Here is a 14529-nt window from a genome sequence, read left to right as displayed (position 1 = left end):
GGGAGTCGTTGACGGAGAAGGTCATCTCCAGGGTGGGGGCGGAGATTTTCACAAAGGGCAGGGCCTCCACCGTGTCGGGGACGCAGATGGTGTCGCCAATGGTCACGTCCGGAATGCCGCTCATGGCGATGATGTTTCCGGCGAAGGCCTCTGTCACGGTCTTCCGGCCCAGGCCGTCGAACTCATAGATGGCCGTGGCCTTGGCCTTGCGGAGGACGGCCTCGGGGTCGTGGTAGTTGCACACGGCGATCTCCTGGTTCTGCCGCAGCGTGCCCCGCTCAATGCGCCCGATGGCAATGCGGCCCACGAACTCGTTGTAGTCGATGGAGCTCACCAGCATCTGGAAGGGCTCGTCCACGTTGGCCTCCGGGGCGGGGATATATTCCAGAATGGTGTCGAAGAGGGGCTTCAAATCCGTGCCCTGGACGGTGGGGGAGCAGGAGGCGGTGCCGTTGCGCCCGGAGCAAAAGAGCATGGGGGAGTCCAGCTGCTCGGACGTGGCATCCAGGTCCATCAAAAGCTCCAGCACCTCGTCGATGACCTCATAGACCCGCTGGTCCGGCCGGTCGATTTTGTTGACGACGACGATGACCCGGTGCCCCAGCTCCAGGGCCCGGCTCAGCACGAAGCGGGTCTGGGGCATGGGGCCCTCGGCGGCGTCCACCAGGAGGATGACGCCGTTGACCATTTTCAAAACCCGTTCCACCTCGCCGCCGAAGTCGGCGTGGCCCGGGGTGTCCACGATGTTGATCTTGGTATCGCCGTACTGGATGGCGGTGTTCTTGGCCAGGATGGTGATGCCCCGCTCCCGCTCCAGGTCGCCGGAGTCCATGACCCGGTCCACCACCTCCTGGTTTTCCCGGTACGCGCCGCCCTGTTTCAGCATCTCGTCCACCAGCGTGGTCTTGCCATGGTCGACGTGGGCAATGATGGCAATATTTCTCAGGTGTTCATTTTGCATATTGATATCTCCTTATTCTCGAACGGCAGGATCACGAAACCCTGCCGTAAAATGGAAGACAAAATTTCACGTTTGTTTATTATATGCCAGTCCGCGCCGCTTTTCAACGGAAGAATCCACATTTTTCAGGACTTTTTCCCCAAAAATCCAAGACACCTTGGACAAGACGGCAAAAAAAGAGAGACGGCTTTCGCCGTCTCTGCCTGTCAAAAAACGAGGAAAGCCAACTCGACGGGAAGGAAGAGAGTTACGAGAGGAACCCAGGAGGGGTTCCTTTCGTTTTCAATCATAAGTTTTTCCAACCTTATTAAGGTTGGAAAAACTTGCTCAGGCTGGCGAAAAGACTTTTCACCAGCCTGAGACGGCTTTCGCCGTCTCTTTCCGGTTCATGCCGGTTTTCCCGCCGCCAGAGTTTCCTCCCGCAGCAATAAGTACTCCTCAAAGCACAGGCCGCTGTCCCGGACGTCCAGGGCCACGTCCCGGCCCACATAGCGGTAGTGCCAGGGCTCGTAGCCGATGCCGGTGATCTCGCTTTTGTCGTTGGGGTAGCGGAGGATGAATCCGTACTCCCAGCAGTGCTCCATCAGCCACTTCTGCTCCTTGGTCTGCTCCTGCTTCTTGGTCAGGGCCTGATAGGACGAGGACACGATGTCCAGCGCCAGACCCAGCTGATGCTCGCTGGTGCCGGGGCGGGCCACCCAGCGTCCGGCCTCGGCCTCGGCGGCCTTCCGGCTGTAGCCCGCGTTCCGCAGCCGGGAAATCTTGTTGTTATAAAGATAGGTCTGCTTGGCCGCCGTCCGGTAGGCGGAGCAGATTTTTGGAGAAAGCCCGTCGTCCCGGCAGGCCTGGAGCATGGCGATGAGGTCGTCATAGGCCCGCTCGTCCACCTTCATGCCGTCGGGCAGGTCCCTCAGCTTCACCTCATAGTCCTCCGGCAGCTCGTTCCAGGGGTTCACCAGCAGCAGCTGCCAATCCTCCGCCTCCGGGAAAACGGGGCCCTCCGGTGTCTTCGCCTCTTCTCCCAGATTGGGGATCACCGTCAGCTCCGGCAGCTTTTCCACCCCGTCCCAAGGGGCCTCCACCCGGAAATCAATGGTGGCGCCTGCTTCCCCCGGCTGCGCCTTGAACAGTCCCCGAGCCTGAGCGGCCGTTGACAACAGCAGCAGCGGCGCCAGCAGCGCTGCTGTCCGTTTCCTCCATTTCATTGGTTGCCTTTCCTTTCCGCGCCCACGATATTCTGTGGCTTTTTTTCATCATACCTCTTCCTTTTCTCAAAAACAAGTGGTATTTTATGAACAGGCGAAAATTTTTCCGGTTTTTCCGCGAAAGCGGTTCTCCGCTTTGGTCCCGCCCTCCGGTCCGGAGGAAGGACACCTACACTTTTTGTCCGTCTCTCTTTTCATTTTGCCGCCGGCGTGGTATAATCTCCTCAACGAAACAGCCGGGATGCGGCCCCAAGCGGCAGGACGCCGGAGGCGGGGCCTTTGGAAAGGATGATCGAGGATGTGCGAACAGATGGATCTGACAGAGCGGACCCTCCGCCGGGAGGAGAAGTTCCGCGGGAAGATCGTCACCGTCCATGTGGACACGGTGGAGCTGCCCAACGGCGGCACCGCCCTGCGGGAGGTGGCGGACCACCCCGGCGGCGTGGCCGTGCTGGCCCTGGACGGGGAGAATCAGGTGCTGGCGGTGACCCAGTACCGCTATCCCTTCGGCAGAACGCTTTTGGAAATCCCCGCCGGGAAGCTGGATCACCCCGGCGAGGACCCCTATGCGGCCGGCCTCCGGGAGCTGAAGGAGGAGACCGGCGCGGTGCCGGGGAAGTACGAGTCTCTGGGGCGCATCCTGCCCTCCCCGGGCTGCTATGGCGAGATCCTCCACCTCTATCTTGCCCAGGACCTCCGGATGGAGGAACAGCGCCTGGACGAGGACGAATTTTTGAATGTGGAGCGGATTCCCTTCGACGAGATGGTCCGCCGCTGCCTGAGCGGAGAGATCGAGGACGCCAAAACCGTGGCCGCCGTCCTGAAGGCGAAGATTCTGCTGGAGCTGTAATGCCGCCGGAGGACTCCGGCGCGTGAGTTTGGAGGTCAACTATGACGGAGGAAAAGACCGTTCTGATCGTAGAGGACGAGAAGAACATTGTGGACATTCTGCGCTTCAACCTGGAGCGGAAGGGCTACCGGACGCTGGAGGCCTATGACGGCGAGGAGGGCCTTCGAAAAGCCCGGGAGGAAAAACCGGACCTGATTCTGCTGGACATCATGCTGCCGAAGATGATCGGCTTCGACGTGTGCGAGGCCCTGCGCAGGGAGGGGGACAGCGTGCCCATCCTCCTCCTCACCGCCCGGGAGGAGGAGGACGACAAGGTCCGGGGTCTGGAAATCGGGGCGGACGACTATATCACCAAGCCCTTTTCCATGCGGGAGGTCATTGCCCGGGTGGAGGCGAACATCCGCCGCACGGCCATGACGGCCCCCTCCGGAGCCGCGGCGGCGGACAGCGCCATGCCCGTGGCAGGGGACCTGGCCATCAACACGGACAGCCACCAGGTGTTCCGGGCGGGGAAGGCCATTGACCTGACCCAGCGGGAGTATGAGCTGCTGACGTTCCTGGCCAGCCATCCCAACAAGGTCTATTCCCGGGTGGACCTGATGGAGCAGGTATGGAATTATGGGTATGTAGGGGACGACGTACGGACGGTAGACGTGACGGTCCGGCGTCTCCGGGAGAAGATCGAGGAGAACCCGGCGTCGCCGGTGTATATCCTCACCCGCCGGGGCGCAGGGTACTATTTCGCGGTGAATTGAAATTAGGGGCGGGCAGCGGATTGCCGCCCCCGCGGGGCGGGAACCGTCCAACATCCCAGCCGCAAAAGCCGCCAAGGCAGCGGCAGCAAAAAGAGAAACGGGTCTATTCAGCCAGGGACAAAACTCCCGCCCGCACTGCGCCGCGGGCACAGGTATTCGCACCTGAGAACCCGCCCCAGGCGCGCCCTTCGTCCCCCGTAAAAAGCGCTTTTTCTCTTTTGGACCGTGCACGGCCCGTTTTCTCTTTTTGGCGCAACCAAAAAGAGAAAATGGGGGGTGCAAAGGACCAGCTATCTTCATAGCTGAATCCCCCCGCCCGTCAGGGCAAGCCCCCCCTCTCCAGGGGAAAAAGAAGGTGTTTTCACGATGTTCCGAAGCCTCCACATGAAGCTGACGCTTATCCTATTATTGTTAATCACCTCCCTCATGGCCGTGGTGGGGGCCTTCCTGACCATCAACGTCTCCAGCTTCTTCACCAGTACTTTCTACCAGCAGATTGACAGCGTCTTTGGCGCGGACCAGCGGGAGTTTGTCTCCTCTCTCCGGGGCGAGGCCGCCCAGGAGGACGGGGCCACCCGCATCCGGGACATGCTGGACGTCACCGCCGGAAAGCTGGGCATCGACTACCGCACCCGGAACTACTTCGTCCTGGACGGGGAGACCGGCGCGTATCTCAACGGCTCCGCCGACGAGAGCGCCATGCCCAGGGAGCAGAGCCCCAACCTCCTCACCGCCCGCAACGCCGTGCTCCGCCGCGACGAGACCGGCATCGGCGATGTCAGCGACATCACCGCCGACTATATGGACGCCGCCATCCCCATCTTCGGCGGGGACAACGCCTTCATCATCTATATCCTGGACAACCGGGACACCGTCTCCGGTTTGAACGAGCAGCTCTTCGTCATCATCATGCAGGCCCTGGTCATCGGCCTTCTGATCTCCGTGCTCTTGAGCTTCCTCCTCTCCAAGACCATGGTGGGCCCCATCGAAAAGCTCACCGCCGGGGCGGAGAAAATGGCCGCGGGCAACTTCGGCAGCGCCCTGCCCGTGGAATCCACCGACGAGATCGGCATCCTCACCGGCACCTTTAACGAGATGGCCGGGGTCCTCCAGTCCACCCTGGCCGCCGTGGAGAACGAGCGGAACAAGCTGGACACTCTCTTCCTCCACATGACCGACGGCGTGGTTGCCTTCTCCCACGACGGGAAGCTCATCCACTGCAACCCCGCCGCCAACGACATGCTTCAGCGCGTCGTGGGCCCGGCGTGTACCTACGACCAGCTCTTTGGCGAAGTTTATCCCTTTCAGGAGATGCTGGCCCTCCAGCGCCCCAACTTCGCCGAGGGGCAGATGGAGGTGGGGGAGAAGACGCTGGAGGTCTATCTCGCCCCCTTCTCCGACCGGGAGCGGGGCGGCGTGCTCATCGTTCTCCACGACGTGACGGAGCAGCACCGCAACGAGGAGCGGCGGAAGGAATTCGTGGCCAACGTCTCCCACGAGCTCCGGACCCCCCTCACCAACGTCCGCACCTACGCCGAGACCCTGCGGGACGCGGAGGGAGACATCCCCCAGTCCACCGCCAACGGCTTTCTGGACATCATCATCACCGAGACCGACCGGATGACCCACATTGTGCAGGACCTTCTCACCCTCTCCCGGCTGGACCGGGGAGACGCGGAGCTGGTCCTCTCCCGCTTCCCCTTCGCCGAGTCCATTCAAAGCGTGGTCCGCTCCAGCGCGCTGAACGCCCGCCAGCGGGGCCATCAGTTCACCTGCGGGGACCTGAGCCATCTGCCCCTCATCGTGGGGGACCGGAGCCGCCTGGAACAGGTGATGATGAACATCATCGGCAACGCCATCAAGTACACCCCCGACGGCGGGGAGATTCGGGTCCTGGCCGGCTGCGAGGAGGACACGGTCTGGATGGAGGTCTGGGACAACGGCATTGGCATCCCCGAAAAGGACCGGGAGCGGATTTTCGAGCGGTTCTACCGGGTGGACAAGGCCCGGTCCCGGGAGTCCGGAGGCACGGGCCTGGGCCTCTCCATTGCCCGGGAGATCGTCCAGCGGCACCACGGCGTCATCGCCCTGGTTCCCCACCAGGGGCCGGGCACCACGATCCGCATGACCCTGCCCATCGCCCAGGGCCGGGGACAGCCAATGGAGGACTGAGCCATGGAGGAACAGCGGCGCAACCGCCGGAATGTTGTGCAGAATCTCATCATCACCCTGCTCTCCCTCTCGGCCCTGGCCCTCTTCACCCAGACCCAGCTCTACAGCCTGGACCTGGCCGCCGGGTATGAGGAGGCCGCCGGACCCAGCCAGACCCTCGGCGCCGCTCTGGCGGGGGAGCCCCTGGCCGCCCCGGTGCGGGCCGCCGTTACCGGCCCCTACGGGCGGTACGGCAGCGTCGCCCTCACCACCGGGGACGACGCCTTCGCCGACCCCCTGGGCCGCCGCCTGCTGGAGGCCCTGGGCTCCGCCAGGGACTATACCGCCTGCGCCCCGCAGGACTTTCTTCAGGCGCTGAAGGGCCCGTCCCTCTATTACGATTTTCTCGAGCCCCTGCCTCTGTCCGTTCTGGCGGCGCTGCTGGGAGGCGGGGAGGACGTCTCCCCCAGAGAGGACCTCGCCGCCCGCCGCCTCCTCATCGCCCCCCAGCAAAGCGGCACGGCCCTTTACCTCTGGGACGGGGCCTCCGTCTGCTTCCGGGCCGCCACCGCCGTTTCCGCCGACAGTCTCAACCAGGTCATCAGCCGCTATGAGCTGGGAAACGCCCTCTTCGCCATGGACGGCGCCGACGGCGGGGAAGAGGCCCTGGACCCCTGTTCCCTGCTGCCGAGCGAGTCCCCGGCCCTCCCCGTCTTTACCCTGGGGGACCCCCTGTCCGGAAAGGACCGGCTGCTCTCCGCCCTGGGCTTCAACCCCCGCAGCCGGACGCGGCACACCCAGTCCAACGGTACGGAGCTCATCATGGACGGAGACCGGACCCTCCGCATCCAGCCGGACAACAGCGTCCTCTTCCAGAGCGGGCAGGAACCCCGCTTCCGCGTGGAGGCCGCCGGAGAGCTGCCCACCGCCCGGGAGGCGGCCCTGGGGGCCGGAAGCCTGGTGGACGGGCTGCTGTCCGCCGTCTCCGGCGAGGCCCGCCCCTATCTCCAGAGCATCCGCCGCACCGGCAGCGTCACCGTGCTCCGCTACGGCTATCAGGCGGGGGGCGTGCCCATCCGCTTCCAGGACGGGGGCTTCGCCGCGGAGGTCACCCTCACCGGCGCCGCCGTCACCTCCCTGACCCTGCGCTTCCGCCAGTACCTTTTGTCGGAGGAAACCTCTCTCCTTCTGCCCCTGCCCCAGGCCCTGGCCGTGGCCGCCGCCGGTCCGGGGAAGGAGCTGTCCATCGGCTATGTGGAGCGGGGCGGGGAGTGCCAGGCCTGCTGGCTCTCGGACTAACGAAAAGGAGTTCCCCACATGGACCGCTGCCGCTTGAAAAACATCATCATCTTCATCCTCGTCCTGGTGAACGGATTCCTTCTGGTCTCCCTGGCCCAGCGCCGCGCCGCCCAGCAGGACGCCTTCCGCCGCACGGCGGAGCAGCTGGTGGACCTCTACGCGGCGGACGGGATGGCCCTGGACCCCCATGCCATCTCCCGGGATACGCCCCCCGGCGGCGTGGTCCTCACCCGGGACGGGGCGCTGGAGGAGCAGGCCGCCTCCTTCCTCCTGGGCGAGAATCTCTCCTCCACCGACCAGGGCGGCGGCATCCACCACTACACCGGCGCGGCGGGGGAGGCTTTCTTCCGTTCCAGCAGCGGGTTTGAGGCGTCGGGCGTCCTGGCTCAGAGCGGGGCGGAGGACTTCTGCCGGGACTTCTGCCGGACCTTTTCCTACGACGCGCCGGACATCCGCCTGGACGGGGAGGGAAACGGCGTCTTTACCGCCGCCGCCGTCCACGCCCGGCTTCCGGTCTTCAACTGCACCGTCACCTTCACCATAGAGGGCGGCGTTCTCACCGCCGTCAGCGGCACGCTGCTGCCCAAGACCGGCGCGCCCTCCGGAGGGGGGGAGACGCCGCTCTCCGCCGCCGGGGCCCTGACGGCTTTCCAGCGGATGCGGCGGGAAAACGCGGTGGTGGCCTCCAGCGTGACGGACACCCGCCTGTGCTATGAGCTTCAGACCAGCGGCACGTCCATGTCCCTGTCCCCCGTCTGGCAGATCGTCACCGACACGGAAGATTACTACGTCAACTGCCACACCGGCGCGGTCAGCGCCGGAGGACCGGTCCGGAGCCGGGAGGGGGCCTCGTAAGCAGTAACGTTTTCCAGCGCGCCAAAACGCCTTTTCGACGGGCCGCAAACGGCATTTTCGACAAAACATTATGTAAAAACACGGAAGGAAAGGTTTGCAATTTCCCGCCGCCTGTGCTATGATAACAAAGTCTATATAGAAGATTCTGCCTTTTCTGCCGCAGGCCTCGTATGAAGCGCCGCCAGACGGGCAAACTGTTTTGTGAAATCTACCGGACCGCCGTCAAGGCGGAAAGCCGCTTGAAGAGAGGGTCAAAAACTTGACAAAATATATCATTCAGGGCGGAACGCCCCTGTTTGGAGAAGTTGAAATCAGCGGCGCGAAAAACGCCGCCGTGGCCATCATTCCCGCCGCTCTGCTGGTGGACGGGGTGTGCCGCATTGAGAACATCCCCCAGATTTCCGACGTGACGCTGTGCCTCCATATTTTAGAGCAGCTGGGCGCAGGCGTCCGCTCCGTTGACCGGCACACCGTGGAGGTGGACTGCCGCCACATTCACTCCACCCGCACGCCCTACGATCTGGCCCGCCGCATCCGGGCCTCCACCTATTTCATCGGGGCCCTTCTGGGCCGCTTCGGCCAGGCGGAGGTGGCTTTGCCCGGCGGGTGCAACTTCGGCGGCGTCCGCCCCATCGACCAGCATATGAAGGGCTTCAACGCCCTGGGAGCCACCGTGATGGTGGAGGGCGGCTTCATCCGCGCCACCGCCGGAGACGCGGGACTGAAAGGCACCAGCATCTATCTGGACGTGGTCTCCGTGGGAGCCACCATGAACATCATGATGGCCGCCGTCATGGCGGAGGGGCGCACGGTCATTGAAAACGCCGCCAAGGAGCCCCACATCGTGGACCTGGCCAACTTCCTCAACTCCATGGGGGCCAACATCCGGGGCGCGGGCACGGACACCATCAAAATCCGGGGCGTGGACCGGCTCCGGGGCGGCAGCTATGCCATCATTCCCGACCAGATCGAGGCGGGCACCTACATGGCCGCCGCCGCCGCCGCAGGCGGACAGATTCTGGTGAAGAACATCATTCCCAAACACATGGACTGCATCACCGCCAAGCTCCAGGAGTGCGGCGTGGAGGTGGAGGAGCACGAGGACACCCTTCTGGTCCGCCGGAACGGGCCTCTGCGCAGGGCCAACATCAAGACGCTGCCCTACCCCGGCTTCCCCACGGACATGCAGCCCCAGATCACCACGGTCCTCTCTCTGGCCCAGGGCATCTCCCTGGTAACGGAGAGCGTGTGGAGCAGCCGCTACCGCTATGTGGACGAGCTTCGCCGCATGGGGGCCAACATCCAGGTGGACGACAAGACCGCCGTGGTGGAGGGTGTGGACCATCTGGTGGGCGCGCCCATTCAGGCCTCGGACCTCCGGGCGGGGGCCGCGCTGGTTATCGCCGCCCTGGCCGCCAAGGGGCAGAGCGAAATCAGCTGCATTCATTACATTGAACGGGGCTATGAGAATCTGGTAGAGAAGCTCCAGGGCCTGGGGGCCAACATCCAGGCTGTGGAGGAGTGCGACGAGCGCCAGCGGCTTCGGCTGGGTTAAATTGGAAATTGTCCGGGGGACGGGAGGGATTTCCGTCTCCCGGTTTTCGTTGAGAAGGGAGAGCGCCATGAGGGACTTGACATCCATGCGGAACATCGGGCCGGAAATGGCCCGGAAGCTGACGGCGGCGGGGATCGCCTCCCCGGAGGACCTGGCCGGGGAGGGGGCCAAGCAGGCGTTTTTCAAGCTGAAGACCCTCTATCCCAACGTGTGCCTGGTGCATCTCTACGCTCTGGAGGGCGCGGTGCGGGATGTGGATTTCAACGCCCTGCCCGAGGAGGTAAAGGCGGACCTGAAGGCGTTCAGCGACGTTCTGAGCGGCAAAGGAGGGACCGGGACTTGACCACCGTACATACCCTCGCCAGCGGTTCCTCCGGGAACGCGCTGGTGCTGAACGGGAGCGGAAGCCGGGTGCTGGTGGACGCGGGCATCTCCTGCCGCCGGATTGCTCAGAGCCTGACGGCCTTGGGACTGGAGCTCCGGGACCTGGACGCCATTCTCATCACCCACACCCACAGCGACCACATCTCCGGCCTCCAGACCCTGCTGAAACGGACGGACTGCCCCGTTTACGCCGCGCCGGCGGCGGGGCGGGACCTGCTGCGCCGCCTGGTGCTTTTGGCCGGCCGCCTCCGGGACGCGGAGGGGACCTTTTCCGTCAGGGACTGTGCCGTCACCGCCTTTCCCACCTCCCACGATTCCCCCGGCTCCTGCGGCTTCCGGTTTGACACGCCGGACGGGTCCTTCGGCCTGCTGACGGACAGCGGCGTGGTGACGCCAGAGGCGGAGGCCGTCCTTCCCGGCGTGGCCCTGGCGGTGCTGGAGGCCAACCACGACGTGGAGACCCTGCGCAGCGGCCCGTATCCCTACTATCTGAAACGGCGCATCCTGGGCCCGGAGGGCCACCTGAAAAACGAGGATGCCGCCGCCTTCGCCGTCACCCTGGCAAGAGCCGGGGCCCGGGAAATCGTCCTGGCCCACCTGAGCCGGGAGAACAACACCCCCGCCATGGCCCTTCGGGCGGCGGAGACGGCTCTGCGCGCCGCAGGTCTCAGCCCCCGGCTCTCCGCCGCGCCCAGGGACTGCCTCAGCGGGGCCTATGTGCTGGAGGGAGGCGCGGTATGCAGCGGATAACCCTGTTGTGTGTCGGAAAGCTGAAGGAGAAGTTCTACGCCGAGGCGGCGGCGGAGTACGCCAAGCGCCTGAGCCGGTACTGCAAGTTGGAGATCGTGGAGCTGCCGGAAGAACGTTTGCCGGAGCATCCCTCCCAGGCGCAGATCGACGCCGCCCTGCGGAAGGAGGCGGCGTCCATCCAGGGAAAGCTGCCGCCCTCCTCCCGTCTTGTCGCCCTGTGCGTAGAGGGGCGGCTGCGCTCCAGCGAGGAGCTGGCCCAAACCATGGCGGCCTGGGCCGCAGGGGCGGAGCAGGGTCTGGAGAAGCGGCTGGTGTTTTTGATCGGGGGCTCCTTCGGCCTCCACGAGTCCATCAAGGCGGAGGCGTGGACGAAGCTCTCCATGTCCCCCATGACCTTCCCCCATCATCTGGCCCGGGTGATGCTGCTGGAGCAGATCTACCGGGCCTGCCAGATCAACGCGGGGACGAGGTACCACAAGTGACGGAACGGGCCCTCAGACGATAAATCCCCCGTCGGCGGCGAGTACCTGCCCGGTGATAAACCCCGCCCGCTCCGAGGCCAGGAAGGCCACGGCCTGGGCAATGTCCTCCGGCCTCCCCAGCCGGCCCAGGGGCGTCTCCTCCACCAGCATGGTCCGGGTCTCCTCCCCCAGGACCCGGACCATGTCCGTCTCCACGCACCCCGGCGCCACGCAGTTCACCCGAATGCCGGAGGGAGCCAGCTCCAGGGCCAGGGAGCGGGTCAGGCCGATGATTCCGGCCTTGGTGCAGGCGTAGGCCGTCTCGCAGCTGCCCCCCCGGAGCCCCCAGATGGAGGAGATGTTGACGATGCAGCCCCGCTTCTCCTCCAGCATGTGGGGGAGGACCGCCTGCACGGCGTTTCGGGGCCCGGTGAGGTTTACTGCCAGGAGGCGGTTCCAGAGCAGGTCGTCCATGTCCTGAAAAAGGCCCTGGTGGGAGATGCCGGCGTTGTTCACCAGAAGCTCCACGGGACCCAGGGTCTCCGATGCCGCCCGGACCATGGCTTCCACCGCTTTCCGGTCCGCCACGTCGGCCTGTACGGCCATGGCCGCCAGCCCCTGGGACCGGAGGTCCCGCACCAGGCTCTCGGCGGCGTCCCGGCGCTCCAGGTAGTTGATGCAGACGGGCCAGCCCTCCCGGGCCAGAGCGGCGGCAGCGGCCCGGCCAATCCCCCGGGAAGCCCCGGTGACCAAGGCGGATTTTCTCATAAAATCAGCTCCTTTTCCCTTCGATGGAGGCAGTATAGCAAAAAAAAAAGAAAAACGCAAGAAAGGGCTTGACAAATGGGAAAACTTCGTGTATCTTATATATGTTCGCTTCGGACGATTAGCTCAGCTGGCTAGAGCACCTGCTTGACGTGCAGGGGGTCACAGGTTCGAGTCCTGTATCGTCCACCAGGAAAACCCCAGAGTCATAACGGCTCTGGGGTTTTGCTTTTTGCTTGACTCGGTTTGTTAATAACGTGTAAGTAACCGTTACCTCAATTCAGTCCGTCTCCAGGCAGTCTATAGACGGTTCCTGGTGCTTCAGCTGGATTACGCCGGTCATGACCGCCCTTCTGACGGCCGCGTCCACGCTATCTACGTGGCCGTTCTCATATTCTGCGGTTTTATAGCAATCCTCAGAAATACTGACGGCGTTCGGCAGATCCAGGCAGCACATCACCGCGTCTTCCTCCTTGACGGGCGTCAGCCCGCCTGCGTCGTCATCCTTGTGCTGTACCGCCTGGATCCGCCTCCTTTGCTGTCATTATTTTTGAGGATTGCTATAATCTCAGTATCCGCAAGCTCTTTTCGGTATCTGGACATGAAAAAACGCCGCAGACTTTTTTCAAAATCCGCGGCGTTCGCCGGGGCGCAAAAGCGGGCGGCGCCTTGCTGGAATCGCCCGCTTTCTGTGCTGTCGTTCACTTGTTCGTGCTGCCTTGGCTGCCGTCCGCTTTTGTTTGTCTGGTTTACGCAATCCTCGCCAGCCACTTCAAGTCATAGGGCTCAAAGACCACCTTCGCATAGGCCTCCACGTCCAGGGGCGTGCCGTCCCAGTCGCCGTGGATGTCCCCGTTCTGCTTGATGAGAATATCATAGAGGATATCATAGGTCACGCCGTCCGCCGGGTCCGTCTCCACAATGGTGGAGTAGGGAAGGGTTTTGTGATAGGTCAGCTCAAGCCCCTGATAGTCGAAGTGGAACCCGCAGCGCATCCGGCAGCCGTCCAGGCCGGTGTACCGGGCGATTTTCTTCAGGTCCTGGAGGATTTTGTCCCCCTCCTCCTCATAGAGATTCTCCGGCGTGGTGGCGGTGTAGTCAAACCGGAACTGGATGGAGGCCCCGGGGACCTTCTTAAAGCGGTCCAGGTAGGGAACCAGGTCCTTGGCAGGATAGTCCTTATAGAGCACGCAGTTCACCCGGAAGGGCACCGGAAGCCGGGCAAGCAGAGCGTCGTTGGACTCCACCACATACTTCTGCATGTGCCGGGAGACGTTGATGCAGGTAATTTTATGCTTGTTCTTCTCCGCGAAGGCCAGGATGTCCTCCTCCGTCTGGAACTCGGAGACGGGGAGGGTGGTGTTGATATAGACCTTATGGGTGGTGGGAATCTCGTCCAGCATGGACTGGAGGACCTGAAGGTCCGCGAAGGGTTCCCCGCCGGTGAACACGAAATCGCAGTAGGGCGTGATGGCGTCCATCCGGCGGATGCTGGCGCGGATTTTCTCGGCGGAGAAGCCAGTCAGGTCCGCGTACTCGCCTTTGTTGATGCAGAAGGGGCAGTGATTCTTGCAGTCATAGGGGACGAACACCGTCACCGTCGCGCCGCCTTCCCGCGTCTTGTAGGGATGCTTCATAACGTCGTCTCGCCTTTCCGTTTATAGTGGTGATGGCACGGCGGAATGCGCCGTACGCAAATTCCTATTTTAAAGGATTTTTCCCGGAAGGTCAAGAGCAATTCAGAAATTTGCCGCCAAAAAATCTGTGCGCCCAGCGGTTTCCGCGTTTACCAATCATGCCGGTGCGTGTAAAGGCCGACCTTGTCAAACGCACTTATGATTTCATCAATCCGGTAGAAGCACTCAGGGTCTCCCAAGTCGTCGCTGTTCAGAACGTCTCTGATCTTACAAATCACCTTCAGCGCTTCGGACTCCACGATGGGGGACAGCTCATATGGCTTGAACTTGTCAACATAGTCCAGCACTACACGTCCGATTGCTTGTTCGTACATGCTTCTTGAATACTCAAAGCCCATTTCGTCGATCATATAAATCACCTTTCATACACAAACATTCATCAATTATTGTTGGTATTACTTTGATTGTAATTCCATATACTTATTTTGTCAATCATAATCGTTGGTGATTTTTAATTATGGGTATTTTACAGGAACGGCTGAAGCAGTGCCGGAAGGAAATGGGACTTCCGCAAATCAAAGTTGCGATTTACTGCGATATTACCGAAAGAGCATACCAAAACTATGAGTTGGGTAACCGTGAACCCAAATTGAATATTATCATCCGAATCGCGCAGTTCTATAAGGTGTCTATTGATTATTTGGTGGGTCTGACCGACGACCCGACGCCGTATCCAAGGGCGCAAAACCAGAAAGCTCCCCTGTAAGCGCTGCCCGGACAGTCTGACTGGCTATAAAAAGGGACCGCAGAAATGCGGTCCTTTCTCATAGGTTGCTTCTTTAACAGACGTCCCATTTCCCTGCATCCCAAATTGCCCGAGACAATAACAATGGGAAAGCCG

At 62.6% G+C, this 14529-nt stretch carries 16 protein-coding genes and 1 tRNA gene; 11 read left to right on the top strand and 6 right to left on the bottom strand.

The genetic code is table 11. The annotated features are described in order from the left end of the window. Both QZ329_RS03380 and QZ329_RS03375 read right to left on the bottom strand, forming a co-directional pair. On the bottom strand, window positions 1-961 hold a 961-nt coding region (locus tag QZ329_RS03380), incomplete at its 3' end, for a GTP-binding protein (RefSeq protein ID WP_295748316.1). A 386-nt stretch (window positions 962-1347) separates the two neighbouring features. Beyond that, window positions 1348-2166 carry a M15 family metallopeptidase gene (locus QZ329_RS03375; protein WP_295748315.1) on the bottom strand — a complete coding sequence of 273 codons (819 nt, stop codon included), beginning with the start codon at window positions 2164-2166 and terminating at the stop codon, window positions 1348-1350. Between the two features lie 298 nt (window positions 2167-2464). Between QZ329_RS03375 and QZ329_RS03370 the strand changes: the two genes are divergently transcribed. The 9 genes from QZ329_RS03370 to QZ329_RS03330 all read left to right on the top strand — a co-directional run bounded on the left by QZ329_RS03370 (window position 2465) and on the right by QZ329_RS03330 (window position 11247). Then, window positions 2465-3016: an NUDIX hydrolase gene (locus tag QZ329_RS03370; RefSeq protein ID WP_295748314.1), complete on the top strand. Its 552-nt coding sequence runs from the start codon at window positions 2465-2467 to the stop codon at window positions 3014-3016. 41 nt (window positions 3017-3057) lie between these two features. Next, window positions 3058-3771, top strand: a complete 714-nt coding sequence (locus QZ329_RS03365) for a response regulator (RefSeq protein ID WP_295748313.1) — start codon at window positions 3058-3060, stop codon at window positions 3769-3771. Between the two features lie 366 nt (window positions 3772-4137). Further along, window positions 4138-5943 (top strand): ATP-binding protein, encoded by a 1806-nt coding sequence (locus QZ329_RS03360; RefSeq protein WP_295748311.1) that lies wholly within the window; start codon window positions 4138-4140, stop codon window positions 5941-5943. A gap of 3 nt (window positions 5944-5946) precedes the next feature. Next, a complete protein-coding gene (locus QZ329_RS03355; RefSeq protein WP_295748309.1) occupies window positions 5947-7221 on the top strand; it encodes a hypothetical protein in 1275 nt (424 codons plus the stop codon). Window positions 7222-7239: 18 nt separating this feature from the next. Continuing rightward, window positions 7240-8076 carry a hypothetical protein gene (locus QZ329_RS03350; RefSeq protein WP_295748308.1) on the top strand — a complete coding sequence of 279 codons (837 nt, stop codon included), beginning with the start codon at window positions 7240-7242 and terminating at the stop codon, window positions 8074-8076. A gap of 259 nt (window positions 8077-8335) precedes the next feature. Then, complete coding sequence (locus tag QZ329_RS03345; protein ID WP_295748306.1) at window positions 8336-9631, top strand: UDP-N-acetylglucosamine 1-carboxyvinyltransferase; 1296 nt, start codon at window positions 8336-8338, stop codon at window positions 9629-9631. Between the two features lie 67 nt (window positions 9632-9698). Further along, complete coding sequence (locus QZ329_RS03340) at window positions 9699-9974, top strand: TfoX/Sxy family DNA transformation protein (RefSeq protein WP_295748305.1); 276 nt, start codon at window positions 9699-9701, stop codon at window positions 9972-9974. Continuing rightward, window positions 9971-10765 (top strand): MBL fold metallo-hydrolase, encoded by a 795-nt coding sequence (locus tag QZ329_RS03335; RefSeq protein WP_295748304.1) that lies wholly within the window; start codon window positions 9971-9973, stop codon window positions 10763-10765. The genes QZ329_RS03340 and QZ329_RS03335 overlap by 4 nt, the downstream gene beginning before the upstream one ends. Continuing rightward, window positions 10753-11247, top strand: a complete 495-nt coding sequence (locus QZ329_RS03330) for a 23S rRNA (pseudouridine(1915)-N(3))-methyltransferase RlmH (protein WP_295748303.1) — start codon at window positions 10753-10755, stop codon at window positions 11245-11247. The genes QZ329_RS03335 and QZ329_RS03330 overlap by 13 nt, the downstream gene beginning before the upstream one ends. Window positions 11248-11259: 12 nt before the next feature. Here QZ329_RS03330 and fabG read toward each other — a convergent pair whose 3' ends face one another. Continuing rightward, a complete protein-coding gene (gene fabG, locus QZ329_RS03325; protein WP_295748300.1) occupies window positions 11260-11994 on the bottom strand; it encodes a 3-oxoacyl-ACP reductase FabG in 735 nt (244 codons plus the stop codon). A 112-nt stretch (window positions 11995-12106) separates the two neighbouring features. Here fabG and QZ329_RS03320 point away from each other — a divergent pair. After that, window positions 12107-12183 (top strand) — tRNA-Val (locus QZ329_RS03320). An 88-nt stretch (window positions 12184-12271) separates the two neighbouring features. Here QZ329_RS03320 and QZ329_RS03315 read toward each other — a convergent pair. The 3 genes from QZ329_RS03315 to QZ329_RS03305 form a co-directional block, all read right to left on the bottom strand. Then, window positions 12272-12451 (bottom strand): hypothetical protein, encoded by a 180-nt coding sequence (locus QZ329_RS03315; protein WP_295748299.1) that lies wholly within the window; start codon window positions 12449-12451, stop codon window positions 12272-12274. A 289-nt stretch (window positions 12452-12740) separates the two neighbouring features. Beyond that, the gene (locus tag QZ329_RS03310; protein ID WP_295748297.1) at window positions 12741-13628 is read right to left on the bottom strand and encodes a 4Fe-4S cluster-binding domain-containing protein; all 888 of its coding nucleotides are present in this window, start codon (window positions 13626-13628) and stop codon (window positions 12741-12743) included. Between the two features lie 149 nt (window positions 13629-13777). After that, the gene (locus QZ329_RS03305; RefSeq protein ID WP_295748295.1) at window positions 13778-14002 is read right to left on the bottom strand and encodes a hypothetical protein; all 225 of its coding nucleotides are present in this window, start codon (window positions 14000-14002) and stop codon (window positions 13778-13780) included. A 143-nt stretch (window positions 14003-14145) separates the two neighbouring features. Here QZ329_RS03305 and QZ329_RS03300 point away from each other — a divergent pair, with 143 nt between their 5' ends. After that, entirely contained in the window at window positions 14146-14394 is a 249-nt protein-coding gene (locus tag QZ329_RS03300) for a helix-turn-helix transcriptional regulator (RefSeq protein ID WP_295748294.1), read from the top strand. Window positions 14395-14529 lie beyond the last annotated feature (135 nt).

The organism is uncultured Oscillibacter sp. (genome assembly GCF_910579365.1).
Classification (GTDB): domain Bacteria; phylum Bacillota; class Clostridia; order Oscillospirales; family Oscillospiraceae; genus Oscillibacter.
Note: the sequence above shows the minus strand (reverse complement) of the source record. Positions and strands in the feature narration are given on the sequence as shown.

What these genes read in the sequence shown, in the direction of transcription:
- QZ329_RS03375 (WP_295748315.1), bottom strand. Translation starts at nt 2,166, where the DNA reads ATGAAATGGAGGAAACGGACAGCAGCGCTGCTGGCGCCGCTGCTGCTG.
- QZ329_RS03370 (WP_295748314.1), top strand. Translation starts at nt 2,465, where the DNA reads ATGTGCGAACAGATGGATCTGACAGAGCGGACCCTCCGCCGGGAGGAG.
- QZ329_RS03365 (WP_295748313.1), top strand. Translation starts at nt 3,058, where the DNA reads ATGACGGAGGAAAAGACCGTTCTGATCGTAGAGGACGAGAAGAACATT.
- QZ329_RS03360 (WP_295748311.1), top strand. Translation starts at nt 4,138, where the DNA reads ATGTTCCGAAGCCTCCACATGAAGCTGACGCTTATCCTATTATTGTTA.
- QZ329_RS03355 (WP_295748309.1), top strand. Translation starts at nt 5,947, where the DNA reads ATGGAGGAACAGCGGCGCAACCGCCGGAATGTTGTGCAGAATCTCATC.
- QZ329_RS03350 (WP_295748308.1), top strand. Translation starts at nt 7,240, where the DNA reads ATGGACCGCTGCCGCTTGAAAAACATCATCATCTTCATCCTCGTCCTG.
- QZ329_RS03340 (WP_295748305.1), top strand. Translation starts at nt 9,699, where the DNA reads ATGAGGGACTTGACATCCATGCGGAACATCGGGCCGGAAATGGCCCGG.
- QZ329_RS03330 (WP_295748303.1), top strand. Translation starts at nt 10,753, where the DNA reads ATGCAGCGGATAACCCTGTTGTGTGTCGGAAAGCTGAAGGAGAAGTTC.
- fabG (WP_295748300.1), bottom strand. Translation starts at nt 11,994, where the DNA reads ATGAGAAAATCCGCCTTGGTCACCGGGGCTTCCCGGGGGATTGGCCGG.
- QZ329_RS03310 (WP_295748297.1), bottom strand. Translation starts at nt 13,628, where the DNA reads ATGAAGCATCCCTACAAGACGCGGGAAGGCGGCGCGACGGTGACGGTG.
- QZ329_RS03305 (WP_295748295.1), bottom strand. Translation starts at nt 14,002, where the DNA reads ATGTACGAACAAGCAATCGGACGTGTAGTGCTGGACTATGTTGACAAG.
- QZ329_RS03300 (WP_295748294.1), top strand. Translation starts at nt 14,146, where the DNA reads ATGGGTATTTTACAGGAACGGCTGAAGCAGTGCCGGAAGGAAATGGGA.